This window comes from Bacillus sp. FSL W8-1141 (assembly GCF_038593205.1).
GTDB lineage: Bacteria > Bacillota > Bacilli > Bacillales > Bacillaceae > Bacillus > Bacillus altitudinis.
Genome location: NZ_CP151973.1, coordinates 3,696,808 through 3,715,299 on the forward strand (window position 1 = coordinate 3,696,808; position 18,492 = coordinate 3,715,299).

The following is an 18,492-nucleotide window of genomic DNA, read 5'->3' on the forward strand; positions in this document are numbered from 1 at the left end:
TTTTATCATTTTGACAACTATACTTGTCAAAATGAATATAATACTTTACAATCAAGATAACATTTTGATCAGAGTTGAGGTGACAGAATGAAAAATCGGCTAAAAGAGCTGCGGGCACGTGATGGTTTAAACCAAACGGAGCTTGCGAAACGGGCAAAGGTTTCCCGCCAGACGATCAGCTTAATGGAACGAGATGAATTAATGCCGTCTCTCTTACTTGCTATGAGGCTTTCACGTATTTTTCAAGAACCCATTGAACAAATTTTTCTATTCGAGGAGGATGAACTCACATGAAAACTGTATACAAAATGCTCTTAGGTGCTCTCCTTGGTTTTCTCGGTGCTTACTGTTTACTGGCAGCCGAATTTGAGCTGACACTTCTGCAAGCTGCATTTGAAGCGACTCTTGTCATCACTGGCTTGACAGTTCTATTCATCATTTATTGTTTTTCAGGCATTTCGCGCATGAAGAAAAGAGTCTCTCTTTCAGTATCTGGTGATGAGGAGGATGAACTCGAGGTAAAACAGTACCGAACCTTTACTGATGTAACGTTAGCTAATACGGTGAGTACCATTTTATCGATTATTGCAATTGGTATTTCCATCGTAACCGAGCAACCACTCTGGCTGATTCTCGCAAATGCTGCCTTATTTTTGATCACCGTCATTCTTTCTTATGCATCGATCTCTGTCCTAAAGCTCGTCTATCCTAATCGTCATCTACCTAGTCCATCCGATAAAGATTATGGCAAAAAACTGCTCGCCATTTCTGATGAAGGCGAAAAGCATGTGATGCTCGATGGGCTTTTTCACACTTTTCAAATGATGAATATTTTATTGACCGGTGCCATGTTTATTTTGATTGTCTATTCTCTTGGCGCCAATCACTCTCAGCTCTTCTCCATCATCGTCATTGGACTTGTTCTGATCATTCTTAATGCATACTATATGTTGAAGATTCGAAATCGTTAAATAAGCAAAAGCACAGCCCTTTAAAAAGGCTGTGCTTTTTTCGTTCATTATGCTGAACGTCGTTTCTGTCGTGCATAAATCAAAAATAGGAACCCAAACCATACGGGTGTCAATAACAGGGCTGGACGTGTAGCATCAGCGAAAAGCATGATGACAAGAATGGCAGCAAAGAGCACAAGAACCGCTATATTCACAAAAGGTGTAAATGGCGCTTTAAAGGTAGACGCCTTATGCAGTTCAGGACGTGTCTTCTTATATTTCAAATGACATATTAAAATAATACTCCATACCCAAATGAAACAAATGGCACTAATCGTAGTCACAATACCGAAGGCTTGTTCAGGAATTAGCTTGCTTAAAAGAGCCCCTACTGACACCACAATTGTCGACACAAACAGGGCATTACTTGGAACAGCATGTTTATTTAGACGACCAAAGGATGCCGGTCCTTGTTTTTGATGACTGAGATTATACAAAATTCGGCTCGTTGAGAACATACCGCTATTACAAGCAGACGCCGCAGATGTCAGGACGACAAAGTTGATGAGTCCCGCCGCTACTGGTATCCCAATGAGCCCAAAGGTTTTCACAAAAGGACTTTCTGATGCACTGAGTTCTGTCCATGAGTTGATGCATAGTAATACAAAAATCGCACCTACATAGAAAAATAGAATTCTTAATGGAATTTTATTAATCGCAGACGGGATATTTTTTTGCGGATTCGCTGTTTCTGCTGCTGACACACCGACAAGTTCCACGCCCACATACGCAAAAATCACCATCTGGAATGACAATAAGAAGCCTGTCACACCATTTGGAAATAACCCTCCGTGTGACCACAGATTCGTTACCGTCACGGGCCCTGCATCTGTTTGGAAACCAATGATTAACAGGACAATTCCAACGCCAATCAACAGTAATATCGTAATCACTTTAATCAGTGCAAACCAAAATTCCATTTCTCCAAAAAGCTTCACCGTTAATAAATTAAATCCTAGCAAAATCAATAAACAAATAATAGCAGGAATCCACTGCGGAATATCAAACCAGTACTGCACATACACCCCGACCGCAATAACATCCGCCATCGCTGTCATAATCCAGCAAAACCAATACGTCCATCCTGTCACAAAGGAAGCCCATGGTCCAAGATAATCCTCTGCTATATCCGTTAAAGACTGATAGCCCGCCTTAGATAAGAGCAATTCTCCAAGTGCCCTCATGACAAAAAAGATGGCCATTCCGACAATTAAGTACGCAAAAATGATCGATGGTCCTGCCAATTGAATGGCTTTTCCAGACCCTAAAAACAGCCCAGTTCCAATCGTTCCGCCAATGGCAATTAATTGAACATGACGGTTTGATAAATCTCGCTTTAACTCTTGTTGTGCCAATTTCAACACCCTCCTACGACACGATCCTATACTGAAATAATGAACTATCAAAAAGTCCATAAAAAAAGAGATTGGATGCGCTCCAATCTCACGGTCATAAAAGAATAGCAAAATAGAGAAAAGCAATACACAGTATGACCCATGCATCACAAATACAATATTTCGTACTCTTCTGTCCTTTTGCCTGAGATTGTGAACCCTTCGGCGCCGCACATACATGCGGTCTCTCCAGAAGCTGCTCCTGCCATAGTGTGACCCACAGCAATCATAGCCTTCGATATTTACTTTAAATGTTGCTATTTCTGAATAATTTTATATTTTACGCCTCTAAAAGAAAGCTGTCAATGGTAATCTTTCAAGATGTTGTTTCCTCCTTATCTGAAGCTGATATGACATCACTTCATCAACACCCCTTGATTAAGGTATAATGAAACAAAGAATGTTCGGCTCGTTTGGTGGAGACATCCATCTTGATGATGAACCATAGTTAGGCAATCCAATGAAGTTGGTGAAGACAAATGAAAAAAATGAACAAACAGCGTGTGACATTACAAGAAGTCGCTCGGCATGCCGGTGTATCGACTTCAACGGCCTCACTCGTTGTTCGCAACAACCCTAGGATCTCTGAAGCCACCCGGAAAAAAGTGCTGCAATCCATGGAGGATTTGGGATACGTGTACGATCGCGTCGCTGCCAACATGCGGTCGAAAAGTTCAAATATTGTAGGTGTGATCGTCACGGATATTTCAAACACCTTCATTTCTGAATTTTTAATCGGTGTGCAAACCACCCTTGAGTCACTTGGCTATACCGTTTTACTTGGGACAACCTTTGATAGTGTGGATAAGCAGGAGCGGCTCATCTCCACAATGGTAGAGCACCGAGTGGGTGGAATCATCTTAAATCCAGCATCGAAAAGTTCGACACGAACGGTGAAACAGTTAAACAACATTCGCACACCAAAAGTATTGGCAAACCGTGAATTAGCAGATGTCCATTGTGATTATGTCGGCGTTGATTATGAACAAGGCACATGGATGGCGGTCCGTCATCTTCTTCAAAAAGGGCATCGCCGCATCGCCTTCTTAGGTGGAATCAAATCCTCCTCGACTTGGATTGAACGGATGAAAGGGTTCAAAAGAGCCCATGATGATGAGGACCTGACGATGGATGAATCTCTTATTATCGATATGGTGCCTACCCGTGAAGGCGGGAAAGAAGCCCTTGCCCAAGTGATTGACCTTCCCGAACCACCTACTGCTATTTTTTGCTTCAGTGATTTAGTGGCGTTTGGGGTGATTCAAGAATTGGCAGCGCGTGACATCAAGCCTGGAGAAGACATTGATGTAGTTGGGTTCGATAACATCCCTGAAGCGGAGATGTATCACCCGCCGCTCACCACAGTCTCATCATTTCCACGATCCATTGGAGTCAAAGCAGCCAACCTTTTGTATCATAAAATGAACGAGCAGGATGAAGAACTGCAGCGATTGATATTAAAGCCTCAACTTCATATTCGAGAAACCTCGACATGATCATGAAAAGGAGAATTGCAAAGCGATTCTCCTTTTTTTATTGAGCAAGTCAACTATTTCTTTATTACATTTTTCTTTTTTTAAATCGCAAAGTCATAAACTTGACACATTTTATACACAGGAGTATATTTATCTCGTTGCTTCTTTTAGTATATCGTTATACCTTTTGTGAACATATCGTTATTTATGATATCAACTACAGTTAAAGATGGATCTTTTGATTCTGATCAAATCGAGGAAGTCCATCAACTTATGATAACTGTTATTATTTTTAATTATTTAGTAGAACGATGTACTTATTTGAAGAACAGATGAATATTCATTATTTTTTCATCAATCACACAAGGGGTGTTGTGATGGACTTAATATTATTTACGTTTAAGGAAATAACAAAGGGTAACAAGAATTTGGCCCGAACAGGGTTTCAAATATAGGAGTGGGAACATGAAAAATCCATACATTAAATCATCACTTGGCATGTACTTAAACTATTTCATGCTAGGCATGATCAATATTATTGTGGCATCAAACATGGAAAGCTTATCTGAACGCTACCATGTAGATATTCCAAAAATCAGCTTGCTTGTATCAGCAATCGGGATCGGTAAATTAATTGCTCTCTTTTTCTCTGGCCGGCTGGCAGACAGCTGGGGGCGAAAACCTGTCATTATTACAGGTAACTTTCTCTACTTATTATTCTTAATTGGAATTCCAACAACGACCAATTATACATTGGCTTTCATTTTCGCCATTTCCGCAGGGATTGCAAACTCATTGCTTGATTCAGGAACATATCCTGCTTTGACAGAATCATTTCCTAAAAAAGCAAGTTCAGCTTCTGTATTAGTGAAGGCGTCTGTATCAATTGGTGCGACTGTTCTTCCATTTATCTTGGCATTCCTTATTGCACATGACATCTTCTGGGGCTGGGCATTCTTTGGTCTAGGACTTCTTTATTTACTTGTAGGCATTTACTTGATCTTTATGCCGTTCCCAAATCATAAGCAAACGGCTTCTCAAAACGATCTTCCCGTTCAAGAGCAAATGAAGGAAGAACCGAAAATGTTTGGTGAAGGTTTAGCTGTTGTACTTATGGGATTCACGTCTACTGCATTATTTGTCGTATGGCAAACTTGGCTTCCACAGCTCGGGTTGAAATTGATTGGGCTTGGCTCAGGACAAGCGACACAGCTTCTTTCTTATTTTAGTATTGGTGCACTCGTATCTGTTCTATTGCTTTCAATCGTATTAGATAAATTCATTTCACCGATTATGGTCGCCATTATTTACCCAATCGGGGCATTCCTTGCCATGCTTTCACTATTTCAAATTGAAACGTACGGCATTGTCATTGTTAGTACCTTTTTCTTAGGATTATTTACAGCCGGCATTTTCCAGTTGGCGATGAGTATTATGATGAAATTATTCCCTACAAACAAAGCAACGGCTTCATCATATGTCAACATTGCGGCAAGCTCAGCGTTTATCCTTGTTCCGCTGATTACAAGCGGACTCGTCAGCACGTACGATATTAAAATGACTTTATTTTTCGATATGATCATTGCGGTCATCAGCGTATTGTTAGCAGTCTTTGTTTTACGACGCATGAAAAAATTGTTTAGATAATTAAAGGAGATGTCAATCATGACAAACATACACGAACGTAATATTGATGGAAAAACAAAATTAGTCGGTCTTCTTGCAACACCAATCGGGCACAGCCTGTCACCACGGATGCACAACCTTGGCTATACACTAACAGGAATCAACTATGCTTACCTTGCTTTTGAGGTAGGAAATGATGAACTAGAAGCAGCAGTAAACGGGATGAAAGCAATGGGTGCAGCTGGATTTAACGTATCCATGCCGAACAAAATGAAAGTACTCGATTACTTAGATGAACTAGATGATTCTGCAAAATATACTCGCGCAAGCAACACAGTTGTGAACAAAGATGGCAAGCTGGTTGGTTACAACACAGATGGTCTTGGTTACGTAAGAAACTTAATTGAACACGGCGTTGAATTAGCTGGACAAAAGGTTACACTCGTTGGATCTGGCGGCGCTGCAACACCGATCGCCATTCAGCTTGCACAATCAGGTATTCGTGAAATTAGTATTTTTGCTCGTAATGATCAATACTTTGTTCAAGCAGAGGAAAATGTAAATTACATCAACAACGAAATGAAATCATTCGGTGTCAAAGCGAATATCTTCCCACTTGAAGACAAAGACGCTTTCCGTCGTGAAGTAGCTGAAAGTGCGATCTTAGCAAACGGGACAAGCCTTGGCATGAAACCATTAGATGAGCTCAGCATTATTGACGATACCCTTGATGTATTACGCAAAGACTTAATCGTGACAGATGTCGTCTACAACCCGCAAAAAACAAAACTTCTTGCTCAAGCACAAGAAGCTGGTGCCAAAACGATTAACGGTCTTGGCATGATGCTATGGCAAGGTGCCCTTGCGTACAAACTCTTTACTGGCGAGGATATGCCTGTTGAACAAGTGAAACAAATTCTGTTTGAAAATGACCGTTTCTAAACGAAACACAGAAAAAAGACGACCTCCGCTTTGGAAGTCGTCTTTTTTTATTCGTGTATCATCACACGGCGATATCGATAAAGGATATACACCGCGCCGATGATCGCCACAACAGCCACACCCGCATCAAATATAAAGATTTGCAAAATGGTCGAGTGGGTTTCGATCAAACCAGTGACGACTGGAATCACAATGGCGGACACTCCGCCTGCTGTTGAGATAATTCCTGTCATCGTCCCTTTGTTTTTCCAGAAGAACTCAGCCATTACGGTTAACGTCAGCTGAAAGACACCCGCTGTTGAAAAGCCCAATACAAATGCATTGACGGTCCCGATGACTGGAGACTTTACGACCAATAGCACACAGATAGAGGCTAATGTAATAATCGGATAGAGTAGCAGCACGGTGACCGGACGAACAATGCGGCGCAAAAGAAATGCGAGTAATAAGACAGACAGCAAACCGCCCATGCTATAGTAACTAAGCAGCTTCACAGCACTGCCAGAAGCCATTCCCAATATTTCCTCACCGTACGTAGGCAGCCAAATTTGCGGCAAGGCGTACAGACCATTTGATGTAAAACTGATCACAATCAGTGCGACCCCTTCTCTCCAAAACGTAGGCTCTGATGAGAAGCGCGGAAGTCCATCATGCTCCGTCACCTGAACTTGCTCCACCTTGCGATGATTTGGAAATGGCAATGTCCACAGCATCATCACATTCACTAAATAGATAAAAGCAGGTACAAAAAACGCAAATCCATAAAACAGATCATGCTCTGCTAAAAAGAAAATAGCGAGCGGCAGAATGGTCGCCCCAATCGAAATAAACGCCTTCACCATCACATTTGCAGATCCCGAGTTTTGAGGAAAAGCTTCCATTAAAGCCGGATACGTCCCTGCATCCATCGCCGAATTCGCCACCCCTGCCAAAATCGCAAACGCAAACGCGATTTGATAATTCGGAGACAATGGGATTCCGATGAGGAACACCGCCATCAGCACCCCGGAAACCAAAATGACCGGCTTTCGTCCAAAACGATCTGACAGTACGCCCGATAGACCATACGTGAGCACCCTGCCAATACCGAGTGCAGATATCATATAACTTATCCCCGCACTATTTGTATCTAATTGTTTGATCAAAAATGGCATATTAGAAGCCAAAATAATATTGACCATACCTAATAAAAAATAATTGATATAAAGACTAGAAGCCGTTCTCAAATACGGATTCCTCATGCTGACACACCCCTCAACACATTGCAATGAAGTGACAAATAATGGTTACGCTTACAAGATTCATGCGTGAGGAGAAACAGCTTTGCAACCTTCACGTACTTGAAACAACTCATCATTTCATACAGCTTACATGCCCTTCATTTATCAAGCATCTCTTCAAATTTTCACTAGCTCTTATTTTATATGAATGTGAAAGGTAATGATAGTGAATTGCTTAAATTTGAGGGAAATGGTGATAGAAAAAATCCCTCTAAACTCACATCCCCCAAAGACTAAACTCATAAAAATATTCTTGACGCTCTATGCATCATCCAAAATGAAAATCCTCGGCTATTAATATGAAATCACCGTATCAACTTGAGCATTTGGTGTACTCAAGAAGTTTCGTTAAATGATGAAACACTTCATCTACATTCATCTAGAGCAATTCAATTTCATGATCTCAGAAAAACAGCAATCTCCCTTGTTTAGGAGTCGCTATCACCCTTAAGGCCATTTCCGTTAACAGTTGTGTAGGCTTTTCTATATGCTCTAGTTAGTTGTCTCCATGTATTTGACTTTTATGTTCTCTTGATTGCAGGAAAGTAAATCCCTTCTGACAAAACAAATGATTTTCTTTGATCTCTAAAAAAGGGGGAAATGAAACAACCAGTCACCGAAAGAGTTTCGACAACTGGCTGTTTCATACGGTGTTTTGCTCCCAGTCTCACAAAACGGGAGGGCAAGTCCCAAATGTGGGGATTGTTTAAAATATTACGGATTATTCTCTTTTAGAGATACTATGAATGGCTTTGTATTCGCTCCTGTATTTTCTGGGTATGATCTTGATTTAAAATCATTGCCAATTCGGCCTCATCTAGAACAGATCCCCATCTAAAGATAATTTCACCATTCAAACCATACTTCAAAAAAAGCGCTTGATAATCTACTTCATGACTATTCTGATCCAATCCTGTGAAAAACAAATCTTTTATAGGTTCCTCTGTGAGCATAGAATCTCTTCTACTGGCAATCATGAAACTAGATTGATACTGATCCATTATTCGCAATGCCTTATCTAAATCAGATTGAGGTACTTTGGCCATACTGACATAAAATTGATTTTCTTGTTCATCTAAAAGTAATTCTGGCCCCTTTTCAAAACCTGAAGTATTTATTTTCGAATCAATTGATTTCCATACTTTTTGGAATCTCTCTATTCGCGAATGTACATCATTTACTTTCTTACTTAGAAAGATATAAAAATGGTAATTAGTTAATTGCCCGCTAAAAATTTCGACTAATTCATTTTGACAATAACTTTGAAAAGCCTCTATTCCACCATCATTTAAAAAGTGATATCCGTTTATACTATATACACTTAACTGTTTACATTCATTTATTTTCTGATCTAACCACTTATAGTAGTTTGTCACACCTTGTTCGAATTCAAGTTTTATTTTCATTAGTCACCTTTTAATCAGTAATTAAAATTGCTCGAATTGGACAACTGCTTTTTCTTTTTGTAAAAACTCATCAAAAAGAGATACTAATCTATTTATATTCTCTTCTTTTGAATACAGTAACGGATTATAACCATCTGAAGGAGGCATATAATGAATAAATGGTTCCATATCCTCAGGGTAACCAAAATCAGCGTATACTTCACACAATTCATCCAATAACTCTTCAGCTGACTTCTTATTTTTTTCTTTTAAGTGAGACGTTATACCATATCTCCATTTCCTTTTTTCAATGTCCCATTGGCTAGATTCTTCTTCTACCAAATCATTGTATAATTCTACTAATATCATTTGGAGTTTTCTATAATCCTCATCTGGATCGCCAGCACCCCAAGCTAATTCTAGGATTAAAGAATTTTCACATTCAGTATGATTAGATAAGTATTCCACTGCATACTTGCTTATTTCTTTGTATGAGATCAAATCTAGCCTAATTCCTACATATATAGTTTTCCAATCATAGTGAATATTATATGTTTTTAAGACCTCTATAGAAAATTTCATTTCTCTTCATTCCTATCTCTTAGGATTTTGATTAGGCAATCCTGTAATTTCACCTTCTGGAATAAACCTTCTATGAGTAACTCCCTTATTTGGATCGACAATCCACTCAAAAATACCATTTTGATCTTTAACCGAAAACACTCTTTCAATTATTCGCAAATCTTTATTATAAACATCCTTATAGCTATAGTATTTCATACCACCCTCTATTTGATACAGCTTAACCTTTGTTTTATCACCACCGACCAAATCAAACTCTTTAGCCAATGGTGTGTAATTGTCAATTATATCATTGAAACCATGTTGACCATCTGGCTTTTTCAACGCACTCCCGACCCTTTTACTATCTATTACCGGATGTTCAATTTTATCTCCTTTAATCCCCATCTTCCCATGAAATCCTTTCGCCCCAAACGGCAAAAGCATCCCCAAAGCCGCATTCATACTCGCTTCCTGCTGTTCTTTCGAGACTTTATTTCCAAACATATCTCGACCCGTAATCGCTTCGCTGAAGCCGTTTGTTGCGGTGAGGCCATATAAGCCTTTTTGTGATGTTTTCAACGCATCGAAAGACTTCTGTGATGTCTTGTAAATGTCGACCGCTCTTACTGCGGCTGAGGTGGCTTGAGTCGTTTTATAAACGGCTTTACCGCCTTTGAAAATACGTCCTGCCCAGCCGACAATCGGGATGTAGCCTGCTGCTGCCATGCCGCCTGCGGCGACTCGCTGGCCTGCGGTGAGTTCTTCACCTGTGATCGGATCGACACCTGTTGCGGCACGTTTTGCATCGTTCACGCCTGTCAGCTCATTAACGATATTCCCACCGTAATCAAGGGCTTTTTCATACCAAGGACGGTTGGCGAGTGCTTCTTGTTCCTTTGCGATCTTGCGGGCTTCTTCTTGATCTTTTTTGATTTTTAGATATTCAGAAGTTTGCTTCTCAATATCGCTTTTTGCCTTGTAGATTTCGCTATTTTGATACGCTTTCTTGTCAAAATTCATAGGCGAAATGGATTTTCCGTCATTTGTGGCATTGATCATTTCTGCGTACAATGCCATTGTAGCCTTCTCCTCAGTCTCTGACAAAGCATATTCATCTTTTAGATTTTGATCAAGTTCTATTAAATCTTTAACCGTTTTCTTCCGTTCATCTTCCGCATCTGCAATCTTTTCGTCAAAGGTTTTACTATCAAATACCTCCAGAGAAATGAGGTCATCAATATCTTGAAAAATCGTTTTGAGTGCCTTTTTTTGATCCTTCACGATGCTTTTGGCATTCTTGATTCCCATATGTACAGCGTTGTCTAAAAAGTGTTCTTCTACAAAGGTGTCGCCGCCAAAATTTGTATCATCAAGCGTTCCAGAAACACCTTCATGAAAGGCTTTTTGTTTATCAATGAAGCTAATAAACATGTCCACATTTCCGGCGAGTTCTTTGTAGAAGCTTTTAATGTTATCGGCACCTTTTCCAGTGAAGTCGTCACCGAGGTTGGCAACACCTTGTAATGCCTTTTTTAAATCTATCATTTGTTCGCGGAGTTCCTGATAGTGTTTTGCCCTTGTATCCATGGCACTTGTTAGTGCTTTTGCATCAAGTATCTTGCCCAGATTAAGCCACTCCCTCCATTATTGATCATAAAGTCTATTTTACCGTGACCTCCAAAACGGAAAAATAGGCTAAATGACATAAAAAATGGAATGAACTCTCTATTCAATTTACCCTCTCATTTGGATAAACGAGTTTATCAATTGTAGGGATATAGAAAAGGCCAGACAGTTCATTATACTCTGTCTAGCCACATGTTCACGTTACTTATAGTCATTGATTGGTCCTTTATCCATCAAAACATCGATCTCATTTGAATATTTCATTTTTAACTTCGGTCTACGCTCAGAGTTTGGTTTACTGTAAAGCTCTAGTGGACGGATGATCACGCCATCATTTGTGTTTTGAAGAATACCTGGAACACAAGAATAAATTCGATCATTGTCATTTGCATGTTTCGCGTGAATCGTGACAGACGTTCCTTGATGATTATCGATACTCATAGACACTCTATATCTATAGAAAGAACCTGTTCCATTTGATTGAGCAGAGTAAACAACGGGTACCACCGCAAGGATATCATCATTTAACCTTAGTTTAATGACTTCTGTTTTCATTGATTCACGATCTCTACCGACATCTCCCATATGCTCAACAGCCCCGTTACCGTAACTTTTGAGCGCGGGAACACCTTTTGCGCCAAACATGGCCACATCTATTTGTTTTCCTGACTTCGTATAGACCAATGCGTAAATATCATAATCGGTGCCAGACTCCCAAGATACTGTAGCCGTAATCTCTGGTGTTTTTTCAATGATGATCGGTTTATGACCTTTGTCTAAACTAATTTTACCTTGAACTTTCTCTAAGCTAATAGGTGCAGCGGCTTTCTCTTTAGCGGCTGTTTTCATTGGAGCAGGCTCATTAATTTGTTTTTCAGAAACCATTTCAGGAGGTGTAGAAACATCCTGTTCATCAGGTTCAACCTCCACCCCATAAAGCTTGCATAGCCCTTCCAATCCAGAATCGAAGCCACGCCAGATGGATCGTGCTTTCGTTTCACTATTTCTTATGTATAACTCTACTACGACAATACCCTTTTCATTTGTAAAGCTTACTGGTGTTAGGTATAGCACCTCATCACCTGTTCGAATTTCTGCTTGCAGATTCTTCACATGAGAAAAGCCGATTCCTCGATCCTCTGTTAGTGTAATAGCCATCTTTGTGATTCCGACAGGCACTTTGCTCATATCAAAATTCAATTGATGTCTTTTCAACTGATCTGATATCTCTGCTGGTAAAAGTGTCGCAACACCCGTAGTACTCTCCGGCTGATTGTAAAAAATAATGCCATTATCTCCTTGAACTAGATTTGAATCTGTTAAGAGAAACGCCGTTAAAGAAATATCAATTGCAGATGAGACTTCATAACTGATGGATAATTGCCCCTTTGGAGAGTTTAGTACGGTATTGGCACCCATTTGCAGAGTTTGATTCATTTCAACAACTCCTATTCTTTATCTACCATTAATCGTTTTTATAGACCAATTATACCAAATAGTGCAATAGAACCTATTAATATCTTTCTCTCTTTTCATCTCTGCAATGATATGAGACAATGCCACCTAAAAACAAACTACTCTCGAAAGGAGAATCAATGTGTATAAAAAAATCATCCCAGCTGTTACAGTGATATTCGGTTTTTGGATTCTTCTTCAATTAGCATTTAGTATCAATGTCTTCCACAATCCAATGAATTATTTTATTGTGATCACTCTCTTTTTTCTTTGTATTCAGGCTACATTGAAGCATAGGAAATAAAAAAACCCGAACAAGCGAATCCCACGCTCATCCGGGCCAGTCATTTCTTTATTACACTTCTTCACCATTCGTTGCGATGACGTTTTGATACCAAGTAAACGAATCTTTTTTAAGACGATTCATTGAACCATTACCTTCGTTATCGCGGTCAACATAAATCATGCCGTAGCGTTTTTTCATTTCACCGGTTGTGAATGACACGATATCAATGATGCCCCAAGGTGTGTAGCCGATGAGGTCCACACCGTCATATTCAACCGCTTTTTTCAGTGCTTGAATATGAGAAGCGAGATATTGAATTCGCTCTGGGTCATGAATAGAGCCGTCTTCTTCCACTTGATCAATGGCACCAAAGCCATTTTCCACAATGAATAGCGGGATTTGATAGCGATCGTAAAAACGATTCAATGTATATCTTAAGCCTGTCGGATCAATGGACCAGCCCCAGTCGCTTGATTTGATATACGGATTTTCTACACCATGTGGCAGTGCTCCATTGACAATGTCTCCGTTGTGATCAGATACTGCATCGCTTTTGACCGTTGTTGACATGTAGTAGCTAAAGCCAAGGTAATCTACTTTTCCTTTTCTTAAACTTTCTTCATCGCCTTCTTCAAATGGAATGTGATAGCCTTCGCGTTCAAATTCTTTTAACGCGTAGCTTGGATAGTAGCCACGCACTTGGACATCTGGGAAGAAATAGCGCTGTCTCATATATTCTTCTGCCAGCATGACATCCTCTGGGTTTGAGGAATATGGATAAATTGGCACGTGGGACACCATCGCTCCAATTTGAAAGGACGGATTGATCTCTTTTCCTTTTGCCACTGCCCATGCACTTGCAAGCAATTCATGATGGCCCGCTTGATACATGACTTCTTTGGCATTTTCGCCTTCTTTGACAGATACCCCTGAATTTGTCCAAAGGAACAACGGGTTGTTGACGTCCATTTTGTTATTGATTTCATTAAATGTCATCCAGTACGTGACCTTGTTCTTGTAACGATTGAAGCATACTTCCGCGAATTTCGCGAAATATTCAGCGACTTTTCTGCTTCGGAATCCGCCGTATTCTCTTGCCAGATGAAGGGGCATTTCAAAGTGAGACAACGTAATGACAGGCTCGATTCCATGTTTAATCAGTTCATCAAACACATCATCATAAAACTGTAAGCCTGCTTCATTCGGCTCTTCTTCATCCCCTTTAGGGAAAATTCGGCTCCAGCCGATCGATGTTCGCAAGCATTTTAATCCCATTTCAGCAAACATGGCGATATCTTCTTTGTAACGATGGTAGAAATCAATGGCTTCATGGTTTGGATAAAAAGTTCCTTCTTCTATCGTTTCCGTGATCTGTCTTGGGACACCATGAGCACCTGCTGTCATCACATCTACAACACTCGGCCCTTTGCCAGCTGCATTCCATCCACCTTCGAATTGATGAGCGGCTAATGCCCCGCCCCATAAGAAATCTTTTGGTAAAGTCATTATCTATTCCTCCTATTTCACAATTGTCATCATCACGTCAGTTGGCTGACATGTCGAACGTTTCTCTACAATCACATCTTCGTATGCTTGGGTATTGGTAATGATAACAGGTGTGATTGTTTGTAATCCTTTGCTTTCAATTGCTTCCTGATCAAATGTCATCAACAAGTCACCCTTTTTCACCTTGTCGCCTTCTTTGATATTGAGTGTAAATGCCGATCCATCTAGAGAGACCGTATCAATTCCTACATGAACAAGTAACTCTACACCAAATTCAGAACGCAGACCAATCGCATGTTTTGTTGGTGCAAGCATGACGACACTGCCGTCAAACGGTGCAAACAGTTTGTTATCGGTCGGATGAATGGCAAAGCCTTTCCCCATCGCCCCAGAGCTAAATACGGCATCTGGCACTTTAGATAACGAAAGCATTTTTCCTGTAAGTGGAGCCGTGATCATTTCTTCATTGTTCATAGAAGTATTTGTCGTTTCCCCGTCTTGATCTTTAACAGGTGTTTCACCAGCTGACTGTTCTACCGTATCTTCTCCATATCCGAACATTTGAATAAGCACAACTGGTAAAATGAGCGCAATGGCCACACCAATCAAAATACCAATGATAGACGTTGGATAATCTGCACTGATTCCGTTCACAATGGTCAGCGGGCCAGGCAGTCCTGCATATGCAAAGTAATAAGGCGTAAAGAAGCTGGCCACAACGGCACCGACCGCTCCAGAAATACACCCGAAAATAAACGGCTTTTTAAAACGTAAGGTGACACCGTAAATCGCAGGCTCCGTAATACCGAAAAGTCCTGTGATTCCAGCTGAAACCCCAACTTTCCGTGTTTCCCGATTTCTTGCTTTTAAAATAACTCCCAGCACCGCACCGACTTGAGCGATAACAGCGATGGTTTGATATGCCTGAAAGGAGTCACGTCCATATTGTTCAAAGTTCGCAAGTACCATTGGCGTGATGCCCCAGTGAACACCGAAAATCACGAGTACTTGCCAGAAACCACCGATAATGGCACCTGCAAGAGCTGGTACATTTTCAGCTAAGACATTGTATCCGTTTGCAATTCCATTTGCACCTGCTGTCGAAAGAGGACCGATTAATAGAATGGTTAACGGAACCATGACGACCATACATAAAAATGGGACAAATAGCGGTTTGACGACCTCATGAATTCGTTTGTTTAAGAATTTTTCTACATAGGAAAGAATCCATACTAAGAAAAGCGATGGCAAGACGGATGATGTATAAACCGTTTCAGATAACGCAATCCCTAAAAAGGTCACACCTTCCCCTGATGCTACACGTCCGGCAATCTCTGTCCAAGAAGGACTGACAAGCGCTGCTGTACAAGCAACCGCGATATACATATTCGTTTTGAAATGCTTGGCTGCAGTTATCGCAATAAAAATGGGCAAGAACGTAAACGGTGCCCAAGAAATAAAGCTAAACACTTCATAAGTGCCTGTTTTCGAGAAGCTTGGAAATATCAAATTTATTAAGATAAGTGCACCTTGCAAAATACCAGCTGCGGCTAAAATATACACAAATGGCGCAAACACAGCGGACATGGTCGCAATAACCCGATTCAGTATCGTTCCTTTGTTTTCATTCGGCTGGTCATCATCCGACGTTTGGAGCTGAACCAGGTTGGAAAAATGCTCATATACCTCACCTACATGCTGACCAATCACAACCTGAAACTGACCACCGTTTTCCACCACTGTAATGACGCCAGGCATGGCGTTGACTGCTTCTTTTGCCTTTGGATTAGAACGCTTCAGCACCAAACGCAGCCTCGTGGCGCATCTTGCAGCACTCACCACATTTTCTTCTCCGCCAACTGCTTCTAAGATGTCTTCTGCAAGCTTTTGATAATCCCTCACTTTTGACATATAAACCCCCCCTTTATCACTACTAGTATATGTACATTATAATTATACCGGTACAATTTATCAATACATATATAATTTGAGTTTGCATATCAAAGAGAAATCGGGATGTGCTATAATACAAAGACAATAAATCGTGAAAACAAAGAGGAATGGCTATGTTAAAGTATCAACAAATTGCGAGCGATATTGAAAAATATATTGTCACACATGAGCTGCAGCAAGGAGACAAACTCCCTGTGCTTGAGACGCTCATGAATCAATTTGCTGTGAGCAAAAGTACAATTATCAAATCATTAGATTTACTCGAAAGAAAAGGGATTGTCTATCAGGTGAGGGGCAGCGGCATCTTTGTGAGAAGGCATAGACGCAAAGGCTATATTAGCCTATTATCCAACCAAGGGTTTAAAAAAGATTTAGAGGAATTTCAACTGACATCAGAAGTTCTCACGTTAGATACCGTCAAACCGCCAGAAGAAGCTGCGCTGAATTTAAACATTGAACTAGATGAGGATGTTTTCTACCTTAAACGCATTCGTTACATCAATGGACAAACTTTATGTTTAGAAGAGTCCTATTACCGGAAAACCATTATTCCTTACCTCAACACAGAAATTGCAGCCGATTCTGTATTTAAATTCATTAGTGAAGGCCTTGGTCTTAAAGTGGGCTTTTCTGACATGTACCTGCAAGTTGGCAAACTAAACGAAACTGAAGCGAAGCACCTCGGACTTAAGCAAAATGATCCTGCTCTTCGTGTCGAAACCGTCTTTCATCTCACAAACGGCCAGCCCTTCGACTTCTCGAAAATCACATATAACTACATGCAATCCCAATTTTTTATTCAGGCGAATAATTATTATGGGTGATGAAAGGAAAAAGCCCCTCATTTTGAGGAGCTTTTTTTAATGTTGGCATCATTTGTAGTAGTTATAGTCATTGAATGTTGCGATCATATCTTCTTGTGTCCCTTTTTTCCCACGATTCGTATTAAAATATAACGTTCCGTCATCGAAATCAACAGCTTCTATCTCAAAAAGAGTAAATGCACTGCTCGTTATTCGGAAAGATAGGTCATTTCTAGTAAACAACTCTTTTGAAAAATCTTTTGTTGTTGTTCCCTTTTGCTCTTTGATCATTTGGTTGATATTTAACGGATACGTGAGAATAACACTCACATTAGAAGCCCCTCCGTTGGTATCTGGCTTAGATAAAGGGACATATAATGTTCCTTGGTAAAAAGAAATTCCTTGAAGAATGTACTTCGAAACATCTACCACTGACTGATTGATCACTGCTTTTGTATAATTTAATGTAAATGTGGCCTCATACTCAAATTTTCCTGTTTGATCATTAAAATTTCCAATGAAGAAGCGATTGCCAGACCTCACAATAAATTTGTCTGCTCCAACAGAATACGTGATGCCGCTAATTGATAAATTCGTTCCTTGGTACTGAAGGACATAGGCTTTAGCCACTTTGTATGTACTTTTTTTCGTGTTCACTTGTAGCTTCACGATCTTTTTTACATACTTGACACCATCGGTCATAGGGGCTACATAAATACTAACTTGCTCATCTCCTTTTTGGGCTTTGACAGCTAAGTCATTGGCATGTCCTAAATCATAGCTAGTACTATTCGTATCAGAGTTTTTAAGAAGCTTCACTGTTCTGTTGCTTGACGAGCTGTTCATTTTAATAGAGTACAATTGTGTCAGCTGGGTTGAAGTATTTATTTTTGCAGCATAAATCATGTTATTGTTACGGTCGACACACATTCCTTGCATAGAGGTGTAGAATCCAGAGCCTGACATTCCAGTATACGTTGTATATGTGTTGAAATAACCGGATTGAGCTTGAACACTAGAAGACCACATACTGCAACAAAAGATAATAGCCGTTAGGACGACATATTTTATTTTTTTCAAGATTGGCACCATCCTATGATTAGAGTTATTTCAAAAATACGATCTGAACATAAAATCGTCACCCATAAAACGAATGACGATTGTTATAGAAATGAAGTGTTACAAAT

16 protein-coding genes and 1 riboswitch are annotated in these 18,492 nt (G+C 40.1%); of the genes, 7 read left to right on the top strand and 9 right to left on the bottom strand.

What is annotated here, in order from left to right:
• The first annotated feature begins 87 nt into the window (after positions 1-87).
• Together NSQ52_RS19000 and NSQ52_RS19005 are read left to right on the top strand one after the other, a co-directional pair.
• Positions 88-294 carry a helix-turn-helix transcriptional regulator gene (locus tag NSQ52_RS19000; protein ID WP_025208285.1) on the top strand — a complete coding sequence of 69 codons (207 nt, stop codon included), beginning with the start codon at positions 88-90 and terminating at the stop codon, positions 292-294.
• The gene (locus NSQ52_RS19005; protein ID WP_144678997.1) at positions 291-971 is read left to right on the top strand and encodes a DUF3169 family protein; all 681 of its coding nucleotides are present in this window, start codon (positions 291-293) and stop codon (positions 969-971) included. The genes NSQ52_RS19000 and NSQ52_RS19005 overlap by 4 nt, the downstream gene beginning before the upstream one ends.
• 47 nt (positions 972-1,018) lie before the next feature.
• On the opposite strand, the gene NSQ52_RS19010 is transcribed toward NSQ52_RS19005, so the two are convergent.
• A complete protein-coding gene (locus NSQ52_RS19010; protein ID WP_342473773.1) occupies positions 1,019-2,365 on the bottom strand; it encodes an amino acid permease in 1,347 nt (448 codons plus the stop codon).
• A gap of 162 nt (positions 2,366-2,527) precedes the next feature.
• Positions 2,528-2,607: riboswitch (glycine riboswitch) on the bottom strand.
• 276 nt (positions 2,608-2,883) lie between these two features.
• Here NSQ52_RS19010 and NSQ52_RS19015 point away from each other — a divergent pair.
• The 3 genes from NSQ52_RS19015 to NSQ52_RS19025 all read left to right on the top strand — a co-directional run bounded on the left by NSQ52_RS19015 (position 2,884) and on the right by NSQ52_RS19025 (position 6,447).
• Positions 2,884-3,900 (top strand): LacI family DNA-binding transcriptional regulator, encoded by a 1,017-nt coding sequence (locus NSQ52_RS19015; protein ID WP_024720466.1) that lies wholly within the window; start codon positions 2,884-2,886, stop codon positions 3,898-3,900.
• Between the two features lie 444 nt (positions 3,901-4,344).
• Positions 4,345-5,526 (top strand): MFS transporter, encoded by a 1,182-nt coding sequence (locus tag NSQ52_RS19020; RefSeq protein ID WP_007497314.1) that lies wholly within the window; start codon positions 4,345-4,347, stop codon positions 5,524-5,526.
• 18 nt (positions 5,527-5,544) lie between these two features.
• Positions 5,545-6,447, top strand: coding sequence for a shikimate 5-dehydrogenase (locus tag NSQ52_RS19025; protein ID WP_008344408.1), 903 nt, complete (start codon positions 5,545-5,547; stop codon positions 6,445-6,447).
• 47 nt (positions 6,448-6,494) lie between these two features.
• On the opposite strand, the gene NSQ52_RS19030 is transcribed toward NSQ52_RS19025, so the two are convergent.
• The 5 genes from NSQ52_RS19030 to NSQ52_RS19050 form a co-directional block, all read right to left on the bottom strand.
• Positions 6,495-7,688, bottom strand: coding sequence for an MFS transporter (locus NSQ52_RS19030; RefSeq protein WP_024720468.1), 1,194 nt, complete (start codon positions 7,686-7,688; stop codon positions 6,495-6,497).
• A 779-nt stretch (positions 7,689-8,467) separates the two neighbouring features.
• Positions 8,468-9,133, bottom strand: a complete 666-nt coding sequence (locus NSQ52_RS19035) for a hypothetical protein (RefSeq protein ID WP_268372483.1) — start codon at positions 9,131-9,133, stop codon at positions 8,468-8,470.
• 21 nt (positions 9,134-9,154) lie between these two features.
• Positions 9,155-9,694, bottom strand: a complete 540-nt coding sequence (locus tag NSQ52_RS19040) for a DUF2247 family protein (RefSeq protein ID WP_342473774.1) — start codon at positions 9,692-9,694, stop codon at positions 9,155-9,157.
• Positions 9,695-9,706: 12 nt separating this feature from the next.
• Positions 9,707-11,302, bottom strand: coding sequence for a T7SS effector LXG polymorphic toxin (locus NSQ52_RS19045; RefSeq protein ID WP_255201839.1), 1,596 nt, complete (start codon positions 11,300-11,302; stop codon positions 9,707-9,709).
• Positions 11,303-11,503: 201 nt separating this feature from the next.
• Positions 11,504-12,739 carry a TerD family protein gene (locus tag NSQ52_RS19050; RefSeq protein ID WP_342473775.1) on the bottom strand — a complete coding sequence of 412 codons (1,236 nt, stop codon included), beginning with the start codon at positions 12,737-12,739 and terminating at the stop codon, positions 11,504-11,506.
• A gap of 160 nt (positions 12,740-12,899) precedes the next feature.
• Between NSQ52_RS19050 and NSQ52_RS19055 the strand changes: the two genes are divergently transcribed.
• Positions 12,900-13,061, top strand: a complete 162-nt coding sequence (locus NSQ52_RS19055; RefSeq protein WP_008347425.1) for a hypothetical protein — start codon at positions 12,900-12,902, stop codon at positions 13,059-13,061.
• 51 nt (positions 13,062-13,112) lie between these two features.
• Here the strand turns inward: NSQ52_RS19055 and bglA are convergent, their stop codons facing one another.
• Positions 13,113-14,552, bottom strand: coding sequence for a 6-phospho-beta-glucosidase BglA (gene bglA / locus NSQ52_RS19060; RefSeq protein ID WP_327878574.1), 1,440 nt, complete (start codon positions 14,550-14,552; stop codon positions 13,113-13,115).
• Positions 14,553-14,561: 9 nt separating this feature from the next.
• A complete protein-coding gene (locus NSQ52_RS19065; RefSeq protein WP_342473776.1) occupies positions 14,562-16,460 on the bottom strand; it encodes a beta-glucoside-specific PTS transporter subunit IIABC in 1,899 nt (632 codons plus the stop codon).
• Between the two features lie 155 nt (positions 16,461-16,615).
• Between NSQ52_RS19065 and NSQ52_RS19070 the strand changes: the two genes are divergently transcribed.
• Positions 16,616-17,326 (top strand): GntR family transcriptional regulator, encoded by a 711-nt coding sequence (locus NSQ52_RS19070; RefSeq protein WP_017368418.1) that lies wholly within the window; start codon positions 16,616-16,618, stop codon positions 17,324-17,326.
• Positions 17,327-17,374: 48 nt separating this feature from the next.
• On the opposite strand, the gene NSQ52_RS19075 is transcribed toward NSQ52_RS19070, so the two are convergent.
• Positions 17,375-18,385, bottom strand: coding sequence for a hypothetical protein (locus tag NSQ52_RS19075; RefSeq protein WP_192876918.1), 1,011 nt, complete (start codon positions 18,383-18,385; stop codon positions 17,375-17,377).
• Positions 18,386-18,492 lie beyond the last annotated feature (107 nt).